This window comes from [Pseudomonas] carboxydohydrogena (assembly GCF_029030725.1).
GTDB classification, from domain to species: Bacteria; Pseudomonadota; Alphaproteobacteria; order Rhizobiales; family Xanthobacteraceae; genus Afipia; species Afipia carboxydohydrogena.
In genome coordinates, this window is sequence record NZ_CP113162.1 from 1,339,450 (window position 1) to 1,356,664 (window position 17,215).

At 62.3% G+C, this 17,215-nt stretch carries 8 protein-coding genes; all 8 read left to right on the plus strand.

The features are described from left to right. The first annotated feature begins 18 nt into the window (after positions 1-18). Entirely contained in the window at positions 19-399 is a 381-nt protein-coding gene (rplL, locus tag AFIC_RS06590) for a 50S ribosomal protein L7/L12 (RefSeq protein ID WP_002715357.1), read from the plus strand. A gap of 368 nt (positions 400-767) precedes the next feature. Beyond that, a complete protein-coding gene (gene rpoB / locus AFIC_RS06595) occupies positions 768-4,904 on the plus strand; it encodes a DNA-directed RNA polymerase subunit beta (RefSeq protein ID WP_275248339.1) in 4,137 nt (1,378 codons plus the stop codon). 127 nt (positions 4,905-5,031) lie between these two features. Further along, a complete protein-coding gene (gene rpoC, locus AFIC_RS06600) occupies positions 5,032-9,237 on the plus strand; it encodes a DNA-directed RNA polymerase subunit beta' (protein WP_275248340.1) in 4,206 nt (1,401 codons plus the stop codon). A 295-nt stretch (positions 9,238-9,532) separates the two neighbouring features. Then, positions 9,533-11,587 carry an FAD-dependent oxidoreductase gene (locus AFIC_RS06605; protein WP_275248341.1) on the plus strand — a complete coding sequence of 685 codons (2,055 nt, stop codon included), beginning with the start codon at positions 9,533-9,535 and terminating at the stop codon, positions 11,585-11,587. Positions 11,588-11,691: 104 nt separating this feature from the next. Next, on the plus strand, positions 11,692-13,650 hold the full coding sequence (locus tag AFIC_RS06610; protein WP_275248342.1) for an ABC transporter ATP-binding protein: 1,959 nt from the start codon (positions 11,692-11,694) through the stop codon (positions 13,648-13,650). 341 nt (positions 13,651-13,991) lie between these two features. After that, positions 13,992-14,969 (plus strand): FkbM family methyltransferase, encoded by a 978-nt coding sequence (locus AFIC_RS06615; RefSeq protein ID WP_275248343.1) that lies wholly within the window; start codon positions 13,992-13,994, stop codon positions 14,967-14,969. Beyond that, on the plus strand, positions 14,966-16,153 hold the full coding sequence (locus tag AFIC_RS06620; protein WP_275248344.1) for a carboxylate--amine ligase: 1,188 nt from the start codon (positions 14,966-14,968) through the stop codon (positions 16,151-16,153). Before AFIC_RS06615 ends, AFIC_RS06620 begins: the two co-directional genes overlap by 4 nt. Before the next feature lie 683 nt (positions 16,154-16,836). After that, entirely contained in the window at positions 16,837-17,208 is a 372-nt protein-coding gene (gene rpsL / locus AFIC_RS06625) for a 30S ribosomal protein S12 (RefSeq protein ID WP_002712306.1), read from the plus strand. The last annotated feature ends 7 nt before the right edge of the window (positions 17,209-17,215 follow it).

The window sequence follows — 17,215 nt, forward strand, 5'->3', positions numbered from 1 at the left end:
CGCTGAAGGAAAACTACAATGGCTGATTTGCAGAAGATCGTGGACGACCTCTCGAGCCTGACCGTGCTCGAGGCTGCCGAGCTCGCGAAGCTCCTCGAAGAGAAGTGGGGCGTTTCCGCCGCCGCCGCCGTGGCGGTTGCTGCCGCTCCGGGCGCTGGCGGTGCCGGTGCCGCCGCTGCTGAAGAAAAGACCGAGTTCCAGGTCGTTCTGGCTGCGGCCGGCGACAAGAAGATCGAGGTCATCAAGGAAGTCCGCGCCATCACCGGCCTGGGCCTCAAGGAAGCCAAGGACCTCGTCGAAGGCGCGCCGAAGCCGCTCAAGGAAGGCGTTGCCAAGGACGAAGCCGAGAAGATCAAGGCGACCCTCGAGAAGGTCGGCGCCAAGGTCGAGCTCAAGTAATACGACAATCTTGTCCGGGCCGGTCCGTTCGCGGGCCGGTCCGGACACGACAATGTGTGGCGGTTCGGGGAGGTATCCCTCGAAAAGCTGCAAAAACCCACCACATAGGTGGGAGCACGAAAGGTGTCCCGGCCACCATGGGTTACGGGACTAAGGCGTCGGAGAGCGAAAGCTATTTCGGGCTGTTCGAGAATTTAGGGTTTGGTTGACGGGCAAACGCGCCGAGCGTTTCGCACGTCATTTTGCGTCCTGGGATGCGGCGCGGCAACGCGCGCGACCGGGACGGTTTTGAAATTCAAGCCGGAACGCGGTGCGCAGCCGCGGTCCGGGGAATGCCGCCGGTCAAGGCGGCGAAATGAGAGGCCACGATGGCGCAGTCGCAGCAAACTTTCACCGGTCGCAAGCGTGTTCGCAAGTTCTTCGGACACATCAAGGAAGTCGCGGAGATGCCGAACCTGATCGAGGTTCAGAAGGCATCCTACGACCAGTTCCTGATGGTCGACGAGCCTCAGGGCGGACGGCTGGACGAAGGTCTGCAAGCTGTGTTCCGGTCGGTGTTCCCGATCAACGATTTCTCCGGCACCTCGCAGCTCGAATTCGTGCGCTACGAATTCGAGGCTCCGAAGTATGACGTCGACGAGTGCCGCCAGCGCGGCATGACCTTCGCCGCGCCGCTGAAGGTGACGCTGCGTCTCATCGTGTTCGATATCGACGAGGAAACCGGCGCGAAGTCGGTGAAGGACATCAAGGAGCAGGACGTCTACATGGGCGACATTCCGCTCATGACGATGAACGGCACCTTCATCGTCAACGGCACCGAGCGCGTCATCGTCTCGCAGATGCACCGTTCGCCGGGCGTGTTCTTCGACCACGACAAGGGCAAGACCCATTCCTCGGGCAAGCTGTTGTTCGCCGCGCGCGTGATTCCGTATCGCGGTTCGTGGCTCGACATCGAGTTCGACGCCAAGGACATCGTGTTCGCGCGCATCGATCGCCGCCGCAAGATTCCGGTGACCTCGCTGATGCTGGCCCTTGGCCTCGACGGCGAAGAAATCCTGTCCACCTTCTACAAGAAGATTCAGTACAAGCGCGCCAAGGACGGCTGGCGCGTGCCGTTCTCGGCCGACCGTTTCCGCGGCTATTCGGCCGCGACCGATCTCGTCGATGCGGATTCGGGCAAGGTTGTGCTCGAGGCCGGCAAGAAGCTCACCGTGCGCCAGGCTCGCCTGTTGCAGGAGAAGGGCCTCAAGGCGTTGCGCATGAGCGATGCCGATCTCGTCGGCACGTTCCTCGCCGAAGATCTCGTCAACCCGAAGACCGGCGAGATTTACGCCGAAGCGGGCGAGGAGATCACCGAGAAGGGCCTCAAGGCGCTGATCGAGCAGGGCTACAAGGATCTGCCGATCCTCGATATCGACCACGTCAATGTCGGCCCCTATATCCGTAACACGCTGTCCGCCGACAAGAACGTCACGCGCGAGGACGCGCTGTTCGACATCTATCGCGTGATGCGTCCGGGTGAGCCGCCGACCCTCGACTCCGCGCAGAACATGTTCCAGTCGCTGTTCTTCGATTCCGAGCGCTACGACCTCTCGGCCGTGGGCCGCGTGAAGATGAACATGCGCCTCGAACTCGACGCGCCGGACACCCATCGCACGCTGCGCAAGGAAGACATCCTCTCCGTCATCAAGACGCTGGTGGACCTGCGCGACGGCAAGGGCGAGATCGACGACATCGACCATCTCGGCAACCGCCGCGTGCGTTCGGTCGGCGAACTGATGGAAAATCAGTATCGCGTCGGCCTGCTGCGCATGGAGCGTGCCATCAAGGAGCGCATGTCGAGCGTCGATATCGACACCGTGATGCCACAGGACCTGATCAACGCGAAGCCCGCCGCCGCCGCGGTGCGCGAGTTCTTCGGCTCGTCGCAGCTCTCGCAGTTCATGGACCAGACCAATCCGCTGTCCGAGATCACCCACAAGCGCCGTCTCTCGGCGCTTGGACCGGGCGGCCTGACTCGCGAGCGCGCCGGCTTTGAAGTGCGCGACGTGCATCCGACGCATTACGGCCGTATCTGCCCGATCGAGACGCCGGAAGGTCCGAACATCGGTCTCATCAACTCGCTCGCGACCTTCGCGCGCGTGAACAAGTACGGTTTCGTCGAGACGCCTTACCGCAAGGTGAAGGACGGCCGCGTCACCGACGAGGTCGTGTACCTCTCGGCGATGGAAGAGGGCCGCTACCGCGTCGCGCAGGCCAACGTGCCGCTCGACAACCGTGGCCGCTTCACCGAAGACCTCGTGATCTGCCGTCATGCGGGCGAAGTGATCCAGCTCACGCCGGATCGCGTCGATTACATGGACGTGTCGCCGAAGCAACTCGTCTCCGTCGCCGCGGCGCTGATCCCGTTCCTCGAGAACGACGACGCCAACCGCGCGCTGATGGGTTCGAACATGCAGCGTCAGGCCGTGCCGCTGGTGCGTGCCGAAGCGCCGTTCGTCGGCACCGGCATGGAGGGCGTGGTTGCACGCGACTCGGGCGCTGCGATCGCGGCTCGCCGGACCGGCGTGATCGACCAGATCGACGCGACCCGTATCGTTATCCGCGCGACCGAAGATCTCGATCCGACCAAGTCGGGCGTCGATATCTATCGCCTGATGAAGTTCCAGCGTTCCAACCAGTCGACCTGCATCAACCAGCGCCCGCTGGTGAAGGTAGGCGACGTGGTGAAGAAGGGCGACATCATCGCGGACGGTCCGTCGACCGACCTCGGCGAACTCGCGCTCGGCCGCAACGTGCTCGTCGCGTTCATGCCGTGGAATGGCTACAACTTCGAAGACTCGATCCTGCTCTCCGAGCGGATCGTCAAGGACGACGTCTTCACCTCGATCCACATCGAGGAATTCGAAGTCATGGCCCGCGACACCAAGCTCGGCCCCGAGGAAATCACCCGCGATATTCCGAACGTCTCGGAAGAAGCGCTGAAGAACCTCGACGAAGCCGGCATCGTCTACATCGGCGCGGAAGTCCGCGCCGGCGACATCCTGGTCGGCAAGATCACCCCGAAGGGCGAAAGCCCGATGACGCCGGAAGAAAAGCTGCTGCGCGCCATCTTCGGTGAAAAGGCATCCGACGTTCGCGACACCTCGCTCCGCGTGCCTCCGGGCGTGCAGGGCACCATCGTGGAAGTCCGCGTGTTCAACCGTCACGGCGTCGATAAGGACGAGCGTGCGCTGGCGATCGAGCGCGAGGAAATCGAACGCCTCGCCAAGGACCGCGACGACGAACAGGCGATCCTCGACCGCAACGTCTATGGCCGCCTCGCGGACCTTCTGGAAAACCGTCAGGGCATCGCTGGCCCGAAGGGCTTCAAGAAGGACACCAAGATCACCCGCGCGGTGCTCGAGGAGTATCCGCGTTCGCAGTGGTGGGCGTTTGCTTCGCCGAACGACAAGCTGATGGCCGAAATCGAGGCCATGCGGAAGCAGTACGACGAATCGAAGAAGGGCCTCGAACAGCGCTTCCTCGACAAAGTCGAGAAGCTGCAACGCGGCGACGAACTGCCTCCGGGCGTGATGAAGATGGTCAAGGTCTTCGTCGCGGTGAAGCGCAAGATCCAGCCGGGCGACAAGATGGCCGGCCGTCACGGCAACAAGGGCGTCGTTTCCAAGATCGTGCCGATCGAGGACATGCCGTTCCTTGAGGACGGCACCCATGCCGACATCGTGCTCAACCCGCTGGGCGTGCCTTCGCGCATGAACGTCGGCCAGATTCTGGAGACGCATCTCGGTTGGGCGTGTGCCGGTCTCGGCAAGCGGATCGGGCAGGCGGTTGATGCCTATCTCGCCAAGGGTGAAGGCAAGTCCGACACCAAGGCGCTCAAGAGCACGCTGAAGGAAGTGTACGGCGACGACGAAGTCGTGAAGTCGCTGAACGACAACGAGCTCCTTGAACTGGGCCGTAACCTGAAGCCGGGCGTGCCGATTGCGACGCCGGTCTTCGACGGTGCCAAGGAGAAGGACATCGAGGACATGCTGGAGCTTGCCGGCGTGGACAAGTCGGGCCAGTCGACCGTCTATGACGGACGTACCGGCGACCAGTTCGATCGCAAGGTGACGGTGGGCTACATCTACATGCTCAAGCTGCACCATCTCGTGGACGACAAGATCCACGCGCGTTCGATCGGTCCGTACTCGCTCGTCACCCAGCAGCCGCTGGGCGGCAAGGCGCAGTTCGGCGGCCAGCGCTTCGGCGAAATGGAGGTCTGGGCGCTCGAAGCTTACGGCGCGGCCTACACGCTGCAGGAAATGCTGACCGTGAAGTCGGACGACGTCGCGGGCCGCACCAAGGTGTACGAGGCCATCGTGCGTGGCGACGACACCTTCGAGGCGGGTATCCCCGAATCGTTCAACGTGCTGGTCAAGGAAATGCGCTCGCTCGGCCTCAACGTCGACCTGCACAATTCCAAGATGGGCCCGGCGCCGACGTCCGAGGCGGCCGAGTAACGGAAATTATCTGCCCGGCCTCCCGGCCGGGCATTCGCGCCTCGCTCCCTCAGGATGCGAGGCGCACGAGCTGACGAGACATTCTCGAATTCGCTGCCGGTGACGATCGGCACGCAAGGAGAAGACGATGAACCAAGAGATTATGAATCTTTTCAACCCGACGACGCCGGCCCAGGTCTTCGACCAGATCCGGATTTCGATCGCGTCGCCGGAGAAGATTCTGTCGTGGTCGTACGGCGAGATCAAAAAGCCGGAAACCATCAACTACCGCACGTTCAAGCCTGAGCGTGACGGCCTGTTCTGCGCGCGCATCTTCGGGCCGATCAAGGATTACGAGTGCTTGTGCGGCAAGTACAAGCGGATGAAGTACAAGGGTATCATCTGCGAAAAGTGCTCGGTCGAAGTCACGCTGTCGCGCGTCCGGCGCGAGCGCATGGGCCACATCGAACTGGCTGCGCCGGTTGCGCACATCTGGTTCCTGAAGTCGCTGCCGAGCCGCATCGGCCTTCTGCTCGACATGACGCTGAAGGACCTCGAGCGGATTCTGTACTTCGAATATTACGTCGTGCTTGAGCCGGGCCTCACCGCGCTCAAGGACCGTCAGCTCCTGTCCGAAGAAGAGTATCTGAAGGCGCAGGACGAATACGGCCAGGATTCCTTCACCGCGATGATCGGTGCGGAAGCGATCCGCGAGCTGCTGCGGGGTCTCGACCTCGAGAAGCTCGAGGCGCAGTTGCGCGCCGACATGGCGGAAACCGACTCCGACATCAAGCACAAGAAGTTCGCCAAGCGCCTGAAGATCGTCGAGGCCTTCCGCAACTCGGGCAACAAGCCGGAGTGGATGATCCTCACGGTCGTGCCGGTGATTCCGCCGGACCTGCGTCCGCTGGTACCGCTCGACGGCGGCCGCTTCGCGACCTCCGATCTCAACGACCTGTACCGCCGCGTCATCAACCGCAACAACCGTCTGAAGCGGCTGATGGAGCTGCGCGCGCCGGATATCATCATCCGCAACGAAAAGCGCATGTTGCAGGAAGCTGTGGACGCGCTGTTCGACAACGGCCGCCGTGGCCGCGTCATCACCGGCGCCAATAAGCGTCCGCTGAAGTCGCTCGCCGACATGCTCAAGGGCAAGCAGGGCCGCTTCCGTCAGAACCTGCTCGGCAAGCGCGTCGACTACTCCGGCCGTTCGGTCATCGTGGTCGGTCCCGAACTCAAGCTGCATCAGTGCGGCCTGCCGAAGAAGATGGCGCTCGAACTGTTCAAGCCGTTCATCTACTCGCGGCTCGACGCCAAGGGTCTGTCCACCACCGTGAAGCAGGCGAAGAAGCTCGTCGAGAAGGAGCGTCCCGAGGTCTGGGATATCCTCGACGAAGTCATTCGCGAGCATCCGGTGCTGCTGAACCGCGCGCCGACGCTGCATCGCCTCGGCATTCAGGCATTCGAGCCGACGCTGATCGAGGGCAAGGCGATCCAGCTTCACCCGCTGGTCTGCGCCGCGTTCAACGCCGACTTCGACGGCGACCAGATGGCCGTGCACGTTCCGCTGTCGCTTGAAGCACAGCTGGAAGCGCGCGTGCTGATGATGTCGACCAACAACATCCTGCACCCGGCGAATGGTCAGCCGATCATCGTGCCGTCGCAGGACATCGTGCTTGGTCTTTATTATCTCTCTATCCTGCGCGAAGGCCTCGCCGGCGAAGGCAAGGTCTACCGCGACATGGCGGAGATCGAGCACGCGCTGTTCTCGAAGGTCATCCACCTGCATACGAAGATCAAGTATCGGTGGAATGGGGTCGGCGAGGACAACAAGCCGATCTCGAAGATCTACGAGACCACCGCCGGCCGCGTCATGCTCGGTCAGGTGCTGCCGAAGCATCCGAAGGTTCCGTTCGACGCCGTCAACAAGCTGATGACGAAGCGCGAAATCTCGGGCGTGATCGACACGGTGTATCGTCACTGCGGCCAGAAGGAGACTGTGATCTTCTGCGATCGCATCATGGCGCTCGGCTTCCACAACGCCTTCAAGGCGGGCATCTCGTTCGGCAAGGACGACATGGTCGTGCCGCACGGCAAGTGGAAGGTCGTGGACGACACCCGCTCGATGGCGAAGGAATTCGAGCAGCAGTACAATGACGGCCTGATCACTCAGGGCGAAAAGTACAACAAGGTGGTCGACGCCTGGTCCAAGGCCACGGAGAAGATCGCTGACGAGATGATGAAGGAAATCTCGTCGGTGAAGAAGAATCCGAAGGGCGGCGAGGCTCAGATCAACTCGATCTACATGATGGCTCACTCCGGTGCGCGTGGTTCGCCGGCGCAGATGCGCCAGTTGGCCGGCATGCGCGGCCTGATGGCCAAGCCGTCGGGCGAGATCATCGAGACGCCGATCATTTCCAACTTCAAGGAAGGTCTGTCGGTTCTCGAATACTTCAACTCGACCCACGGCGCCCGCAAGGGTCTCGCGGACACCGCGTTGAAGACCGCGAACTCCGGTTACCTCACCCGCCGTCTGGTCGACGTGGCGCAGGATTGCATCATCAATGCAACCGACTGCGGCACCAATCTCGGCATCAAGATGCGGGCGATCGTGGACGCCGGCACCGTGGTGGCTTCGCTCGGCTCACGCATCCTTGGCCGCACCGCGGGCGAGGATATCCGCGAGCCGTCGACCAACAAGGTCATCGTCAAGCGCGGCACTCTGATGGAGGAGAGCCACGTCGATGCCATCCAGCGCGGTGGTGTGCAGGAGGTGAAAATCCGCTCCGCACTGACCTGCGAACTGGTCAACGGCATCTGCGCGATGTGCTACGGCCGCGACCTCGCGCGCGGCACGCCGGTCAACCACGGTGAAGCTGTCGGCGTCATCGCCGCGCAGTCGATCGGTGAGCCGGGCACGCAGCTCACGATGCGTACGTTCCACATCGGCGGCGCTGCGCAGATCAACCAGCAGTCGTTCGTCGAGTCGAACTTCGACGGCAAGATCGTCATCAGGAACAAGGCGATCGCTACCAACTCGGAAGGCGCCAAGGTCGCGATGGTCCGCAACATGGTTGTTGCGATCGTCGATGCCGATGGCACCGAGCGCGCGACCCATCGTATCCAGTACGGCTCGCGCATGTGGGTCGACGAGGGCGATATGGTCAAGCGCGGCCAGCGCATCGCGGAGTGGGACCCGTATACCCGTCCCATTCTCACCGAAGTCGAGGGCACCATCGGGTTCGAGGATCTGGTCGAAGGCCAGTCGATCTCCGAGACGCTCGACGAGTCGACCGGTATCGCCAAGCGCATCGTCATCGACTGGCGCTCGACCAGCCGTGGTGCGGATTTGCGTCCGGCCATCGTGGTCAAGGGCAAGGACGGCAAGGTGCTGAAGCTCGCGCGTGGCGGCGATGCCCGCTACATGCTGTCGGTTGACGCCATCCTCTCGGTGGACGTCGGCGCGACGGTGAAGCCGGGCGACATCCTTGCGCGTATCTCGACCGAGAGCGCCAAGACCCGCGACATCACGGGCGGTCTGCCGCGCGTGGCCGAACTGTTCGAAGCCCGCAAGCCGAAGGACGCCGCGATCATCGCGGAGACCGCCGGCACGATCCGCTTCGGACGGGATTACAAGAACAAGCGCCGCCTCTCGATCGAGCCGACCGACAAGACCGAGGAGCCGCGCGAGTACCTGATCCCGAAGGGCAAGCACATCCACTTGCAGGACGGCGACATCGTCGAAAAGGGCGATTTCATCGTCGAGGGCAATCCGGCGCCGCACGACATTCTGGCGATCAAGGGCATCGAGGAACTCGCTGCCTATCTGGTCAACGAAATCCAGGAAGTTTACCGGCTCCAGGGCGTGCTCATCAACGACAAGCACATCGAGGTGATTGTCCGTCAGATGTTGCAGAAGGTGGAGATCACCGACCAGGGCGACACCGACATGATCTCGGGCGAACAGGTCGACAAGATCGAGTTCGACCAGAACAACGCCAAGGCGAAGGAAGAGGGCAAGAAGCCCGCGACCGGAACCCCGGTGCTGCTCGGCATCACCAAGGCCTCGTTGCAGACCCGCTCGTTCTTCTCGGCGGCGTCGTTCCAGGAGACCACCCGCGTGCTCACCGAAGCCGCCGTCAACGGCAAGGTGGACCCGCTCGAGGGCCTCAAGGAGAACGTCATCGTCGGTCGCCTGATCCCGGCGGGCACCGGCGCCTCGATGGCCAAGATCCGCGAAGTCGCGACCAAGCGCGACAAGCTGATCCTGGACGAGCGCGAGAAGCAGGCGGCGATCGCGACGCCTCCGGCCGCGCCGGAAAGCGAGCCGCTGGCATTGCCGCCGGCGGAGTAACGGCTCGCCCCGCTCACCTCTTGAAAAGGCCGCCTTCGGGCGGCCTTTTTGCTGCGATGCGCGGGCAGTTCGCGGCGGCTTGTCTCAGTTTCCGGTCCATGCGGGCGCGGCCCAGTCCGTTCGTTGCCCGCGCGCAAGGATCGTATTGAAAAAGAACCTATTCTTTCGGCGGAACGGGGCGGTTTTGGTTGCCGAGCCGGGTTTTGTTCATCTACCTTTCAGGGGAAAAAGGCTTTGTCTATTTTGATGTTAGGCTGGCATACGACCGGCCGGTGGCGGGACGAATAGCGCGGAAATGATCAATCTTGCGATTATCGGGGGTGGCCCGGGCGGCCTGATGTCGGCCTGGTACCTGAAGAAGAAGCTCGGCCCGTTGTGCCGGGTTTCGATCTTCGAGGCCTCGAACCGTCTTGGCGGCAAAATCCAGACCGGAAAATTCGATTCATCGGCCGCGATCTACGAGGCGGGCGTCGCCGAAATCTATGACTATTCGATGACGGGTCCCGATCCGCTGCGCGAGCTGATCCAGCATTTCGGATTGCAGACCGTGCCGATGGATGCCGAGCAGATTCAGCTCGATGGCGAATTGCTCGACGACATTCCGGGCATGCGCCGCAAATACGGTCCCGAGACCGCGAACGCGATCGCCAATTTCCGCAAGCGCTGTACCGGTCTGGTTTCGCCGATCGAATATTACGAAGGCGTCGGCGCGCACGACAACGAACATCCCTGGGCGCTCAAGAGCGCGGAAGATGTGCTCGACGAGGAGGTGGCCGACCCCATCGCCAAGCGCTTCATCAAGGTGATGGCGCGCTCCGATATCGCGACCGAGAGCCACAACACCAACGGCCTCAACGCCCTGAAGAACTACGTGATGGATATCGAGGGCTATATCGGCCTGTACTCGATCCAGAACGGCAACGAGCAGTTGATCCACAGCCTGCGCAGCGAGATCGACGCCGAAATCAACCTCAACCATCGCGTGCTCAAGGTCGGCAAGGCCGATTCCGGCAAGTACGCCGTCGAGATGATGAACGGCAAGGCGGCGGTGACGAAGGAATTCGACCTCGTGCTGATGTGCCTGCCGCATTCCTGGCTGGCGACGATGCGCTGGGAAGGGGAGTTGCTGCGCCATTCGATGGTGCGGCATATCGCCTATTTCGACCGTCCGGCGCATTACCTGCGGGTGTCGATTCTGTTCGATGAACCGTTCTGGGGCGACAAGGTGCCGGGTGCGTGGTGGATGTCGGAGGCCTTCGGCGGCTGCTGCATCTACGTGGAGGGCGCGCGCCACGATGTCGGCCGCAACGGCGTGCTGAACTGGCTGATCGCGGGCTCGGATGCGCTGGCTTACGCCAACCTCTCGGACGAGGAACTGATCGATGCCGCGCTCAAGTCGTTGCCGGCTTCTTTCGGCAAGGTTCGCCCGCATTTCATCGAGGGCAAGATTCACCGCTGGCTGTCGTCGGTGAACTGCATTCCCGGCGGCTTGCCGGTGCGCGACGTGATGACCAACCATCGGCCCGAGCCTTACGAGCATCCGGGCTTTGTCGTGGTCGGCGACTATCTGTTCGACTCGACCCTCAACGGCCTGCTCGATTCTTCCGACGCCGCGACCGACATCATCACCACCGAGATGATGAAGCTGCGCTATGAGCGCGGCGAAACCGGCAACGTGCCGTCCGACAAGATCGACCGCGCCTATTTCGAGAACTATCGCAATGCCGGGCCTTATTCGGAAGTCTGGCAGAAATTCACCGATCCCGATTACCTGATGGAGATGATCCGGATCGTGTGGCGGCCCAAGAAAGGCTACCGGCTGCTCATCGCGGGCTCTGCGAGCGGCGAACTGGTCGGTGCGCTGCGCGAGCGTGGCGTTGACGCCTGGGGCATCGAGAACAACCGTTCCATCCACGCCAGGACGCCGAAGGCGCTGCGGAAATACAACAAGCTCGGCACCGTGACCAAACTGCCGTTCAAGGCCGACTCGTTCGACTTCGTGTTCGAGACCAGCCTGTGTCATCTCTCCGACAAACAGGTCGTGAAGGGCATTCGCGAAATCAACCGCGTGGTGAAGACCGGATTCGTGTTCGGTTCGGTGACGAGCGACATGGCGCCCGCGCTGATCGATCGCTATGACCTGCTGCGCGGCGTCAAGAAGCTCGGCACCTGGTGGGAATGGTCGGAATTGTTCTTCGGCAACGGTTTTGATCTGTCCGCGCATCGGGACGACCGGACCGATCAGGTCTGGGAGGCCACCCTCAAGGCGGGCAAGGGGCCGGGCGACTGGTACGCGGACTCCGACAGCCTGCGTTATTCTTTCTTCGACAAGATTGCGGACGACGACTGATCGCGTATGGTCCGCGAAGGTCGGCCGCCAGGGCGGCCGGCCTTCGCCTGATCGTCCGTACCGAAACCGCGCATAACAAATCGCGCACTGGGTAAATCCTTTCGATGTCGCCACCGCCGGATAGCACCGCCCCGGAGTCCGTTGCCGACAAGCGCGCCGCCGAGGAGGTCGCGCGTCCAGAGCCTGTTCCGGAGCCGGTCGCGGTCGATATTGACGACGACGATGACGAGGATCTCGTCGCCTTTACCGCGAGCGAAGCCGCGGGCGCGTTCGCGACGATCTGGCGCTTCACATGGCCGTTGATGCGCAACTACAGGCGCTGGCTTGTATTCGTCGGCATCGGGCTGTTCGTGGAGACGTTGTTCAACGTCATCATGCCGCTCAGCCTGAAATACCTGATCGACGATGCGCTGGGGGAGGAGGACTTCCACGCGCTCTACGTGATCCTCATTGTACTGGCGGCCGCAGGCATTCTCACCTCGATCGTGGCAGTCTGGTACGAACTCTGGGACGCGCGCCTGTCCGCGGCGGTGATCTCCGACGTCCGCACCCGGCTGTTCAATCATCTGCAAAGCCTTCCGGCGTCGTTCTTCGGCCGCACCAAGCGCGGCGAAATCCTGTCGCGCTTCTCGGTGGACATGGCGGGTTACGAAAGCTCGATCAAATCGCTCGCCAACAGCGCGCTGCTGCCGCTGTTCGAACTGATCGCCGGCATCGGCCTGATGATCTGGCTGAACTGGCAACTTGCGGTGGTGGCGCTGCTGATTTTCCCGGTGACGCTGGTTGGTCCGCGAATCCTGACGCCGAAGGCGGTGCAGGCCAATTACGAGCAGAAGGTCAATGAATCCGCGATCCTCGGCGTGGTGCAGGAGAACATCGGCACCCAGCTCGTGGTGAAGGCGTTCGGCCTGCAACGCAAGGCGTTCGGCTGGTTCACGTTCCGCAACCTCAATGCGCGGCGCTCGATCGCGGAGGCGACCTTCCTGTCCTCGATGGTGGAGCGCACCGTCACCGTCTCCGTGCTGCTGCTGCATCTCGTCGTGCTCGGCATCGGCGCGTATCTCGCCACCAAGGGCCAGATCACGGTCGGCACTTTCGTCACCTTCGAGAGCGCGTTCTGGGAAATTTCCTACAACATCGCGCATCTGATGCATTTCATTCCGCTGGCGATCTCCTCGGCCGCCTCCGTGCAGCATATGCAGGAACTGCTCGACGAGCCGGTGCGGGGCGCGGACCGGCCGGGCGCACCGGTCATGCCGCCGGTGATGAACGATATCGCCTTCGAGCGCGTCAGTTTCAGCTATGAGGGCACCGACACCAAGGTGCTCGACGCCCTGACGTTGAAGCTCGAGGCCGGCAAGAATATCGCCATCGTCGGCCCCAGCGGCTCGGGCAAGAGCACGCTGCTCAACCTGATCCTGCGGCTTTACGAGCCGACCGAGGGGCGTGTCACGATCGATGGCGTCGATATTCGCAGGGTGACGCGGGATTCGCTGCGCTCGCACATGGCCGTCGTCTTTCAGGAGAACATGCTGTTCAATATGTCGATCCGCGAGAACATCCGGCTCGGCAAGCAGGATGCGACCGACGCCGAGGTGGAGGCCGCGGCGAAGACGGCGGAAATCCATCGTCACATCGTCTCGCTGCCGGACGGTTATGACACGCTGGTCGGCGAGCGCGGCGACACCCTGTCCGGCGGCCAGCGCCAGCGCATCGCGATCGCACGCGCGATGGTGAGAAACCCCTCGGTGCTGTTGCTGGACGAGGCGACCTCGGCGCTCGATCAGACCACGGAAGCCGCGATCAACCGCACGCTGCTCAAGGCGGCAGAAGGTCGCACCATGATCTGGTCGACCCATCGCCTGACCTCGGTGGTTGAAATGGATGAGATCATTGTGGTGAGCGGCGGCCGGGTGCTGGAACGCGGGTCACACCATGATTTGATTGAAAAGGACGGCCTCTATCGTCAGCTTTGGGATGATCAGATGCACCAGCCGCACCATGATGCGGGTGACGAAGATGACGACGAAGATGACGAAGACGACGACGACGATGATGAATGAGGCCCGGCCTTGCGTTGCCGCCGAATTGTCGCGCGCGGGCTTTTTTGCCCCCCTTTTTGCCCCCTTTCATGATGGGCCGTGACGGAAGCATCGGCGTGGATCGGGGTTATCGCGGTCGGGTGCCGAAAGATTAACCACTCACTAACGCAGCCCTTTCTATTTGACGAAACTTGAAATCATGTATCAAGGATTGTCTTGGAGAGTGGGGCGATGCATGAAGCGATTATCGGCTGCCTGGGCCGTATTCGCTTCATAGCGTCGGTGCCCCGAACAGGCAGGCCATGCCGGGTCCAGATTGGGACCGGAAATAAAAGTATCGTGATTTGGAAATTTTTCCTGCCATGGATTCCATCGCTCTCGAGCGCAGCCCGAAACCGGCTTTGACGTTTGACCGTCAGACCGGCCGCATTGGCGGAGCGGGTGTGCGCGAACGCCTTACCATCGGCGCGATGCAGGCGGGGGCTGCGATCAGCTCCGCCTGGTATTTTCGCGGCTTTGCGGCGGGGTGCCAGGGGCTGCGCGTGCTGTCGGCCGAGCAGCCGATCGAGGTGCGCCTCAACGAGGATGCGATATTTTCCTTCCCGTTCTGCGATGGCTACTGGAGCCTGCTGCTGTTCTCCAGCTATCGCTACGAATTCGACATCGAGATGTTCTTCAAGGGCATCGCCGACGCCGACTACACCCTGATCGATGGCGGCGCGAATTTCGGCTACTGGTCGGTGCTGGCGTCGAGCCGTCCCTATGGCGCGCATCGCTCGATCGCGATTGAGCCGTCGTCGGCGAATTTCACATGGCTGTCACGCAACGCGTCCCGCAATGGCGGGAGGTTCACGCCGGTGAAGGCGGCGATCGGCGCGACTGAAGGCGTCGCGCATCTGTCGGGCCGCAAGCATGAGGCACTGTCGATCGCAGGCGGTTCGGACGCAGGCGAGGAAGTCCCGGTTGTGACGCTCGATTCCCTGATGGAGCGGATGAAGCTCGATCCGAAGGGGCGTTACGTCGCCAAGCTCGATGTCGAGGGCGTCGAGATCGCGGCCATCGCGGGCGGCGAGAAACTTCTGTCCGGCGATTGCGTCATGATCTGCGAAGAGCATGGCAACGACCGCAACCACACCATTTCGCGGCACATCCTCGATCACACGCCGTTCAAGCTGTTCTGCTACGATCCGGCCACGGGCCGCTTCGAACAACTGACGGATGTCTCACCGCTCGACCGGATCAAGCGGGCCGTCAATTACGGCTACAACGTGCTGGCGACGGCGAGCCCTTATTGGGAACAGCGAATCCGCGCGCTCGGTCCGTTTTCGAGGGAGCGATGAGCGCGTCCCTTCCTCCGGCCGGTGTTGTTCTTCTCGGTGGCGTTCACGGCGCATTGGCGGCGGCGCGCACGCTCGGCCGCAAGGGCATCCCCGTTGTTTATGTGAGCGACGATCACCCGTTGCCGCGCTTCTCCCGCTATGTGCGGGAGAGTTTCGCGTGGCCCGGCGCGCAGGCGCCCGGTGCCGCGCAATGGCTGCTCGATCTGGCAGCGACACGCGGCCTGAAAGACTGGCTGCTCATTCCCTGCGCGGACGGCGACGTGAAGCTGATCGCCGAGAACCGGGATGCGCTGCAAAAGGCGTTTCGCGTGGTGTCGCTGAAATGGGACGACCTGAAGCAGCTTGGCGACAAGAAGCTACTGGCCGGGCTTGCCGCGCGGGTCGGAATTCCGTTTCCCCGCAGCTACCGGGTGGAGAGTGAGGCGGATCTCGCAGCGCTCGAGCCCGCCTTTCCGGTCCTGCTCAAGCCCGCGCAACGCGAGGTGCGCAACAGCTTCACGCAGGACAAGGTCTGGCGCGCGAACACCCGCGAGGAACTGGACGCACTATATCGCGATGCGGCCGCACATTCCGGCGCGCCGGGCGTGGTGGTGCAGGATTACATTCCGGGTGAGGGGCACGAGCAGTATTCCTACGCGGGAGTCTGGTCGGACGGCGAGCCCGTCGCGGAGATGACGGTCCGCCGGAGACGGCAATATCCGTCGGACTTCGGCATCAGTTGTTTCATCGAGATCGTGGACGAGCCGCGGATTCGCGATGTCGCCGAGAAGCTGCTGCGCGCGGCCCGCTACGAGGGGCTGGTGGAGATCGACTTCAAGTTCGATCCCCGCGACGGCCAGTTCAAGCCGCTCGACGTCAACACGCGGGTCTGGGCCTGGCTCGGGCTCGGGGAGGCGGCGGGCACCGATTTCGTCACCATGCTTTACCGCATGGCCCATGGAGAACCGCCCCCGGCGTCGGCAAATTCCAGTGACCATCGCTGGATGCATGTTCTTCGCGACGCTCCGGCGGTTCTGTCGCTGGTCCGGTCGGGGCAATGGCGCGGGGGACTGCGGGCCTATCTGGCGAGTTTCCGCCAGCCGATCGCATGGGCGACCATGGCATGGGACGATCCCGTTCCCTTCATGGTCGAAATCCCGATCACGGCGTTCCGCATCCTGCGGCGCCGGATGTCGCGAGGCTGAGCCACCGGGATCGGCTGTCGGAGATGCAGGCTGGTCCGATAGGGTTGGCACCTTCTACTGTATAATTATACCTAATCTTTTAAAATCAATTAGTTATATGAATCGCCAAAGGCGTAAAGTGCGCGCGGCGGTGGTTCTCTGACCCAGGGAATCGCGATTGGCGCGATTCTCGCTCCGGGAGAATTCGTCTTTCGCGCGCATCGGATGCGGATGACAGAAACGCCGGAATGGCGCGGGCTTTTTACATTACCTTTCGTCTTGACTTGGCCATGCATGGCTTATACAAACCGGCCACTTCACGACAGGCGGTGAGCTTCCCTGTGTCGGAACGGACCACCTTTCATCCCCCGGGCTTCGGCTCCGGCATGAAACGGCACCAACCTCGACCCATGACGCTCAGACGCTGTCGGTACTAACCAGGCAATGCCAAGACGAAAATCAGTCTCTCGGGCGATTGGCTTCTGAGATTGGCTTTGGATGCATGACCTTGGTGGACTTCGGGTGAAAGCCTGAGGCGAACTGGGGTCCTCTGTGGCGTTTCAGCGCTTTCCGGTCAGCGATGACCGGCTGGCGCGATTTCGTTTTGCGCGGATGGTTTGCATCGGCGTGAAGAGAGTGGGGCGGTTGCCCCGAATGAATTTGCAAGACCGCAAGGTCTCGCGTGAACAAGGGTGAAGGCGAATATGCCGACGATCAACCAGCTGATCGCAAATCCGCGCGAAGCGCAGAAGTCGCGCAAGAAGGTTCCGGCTCTGCAACAGTCGCCGCAGAAGCGTGGCGTGTGCACGCGCGTCTATACGACGACTCCGAAGAAGCCGAACTCGGCGCTTCGTAAGGTCGCCAAGGTGCGCCTGACCAACGGCTTCGAGGTCATCGGCTACATTCCGGGTGAAGGCCACAACCTTCAGGAGCACTCGGTGGTCATGATCCGCGGCGGCCGCGTCAAGGACTTGCCCGGCGTTCGCTACCACATCCTCCGCGGCGTCCTCGATACGCAGGGCGTCAAGAACCGTAAGCAGCGCCGTTCGAAGTACGGCGCGAAGCGTCCGAAGTAAGCAGGAG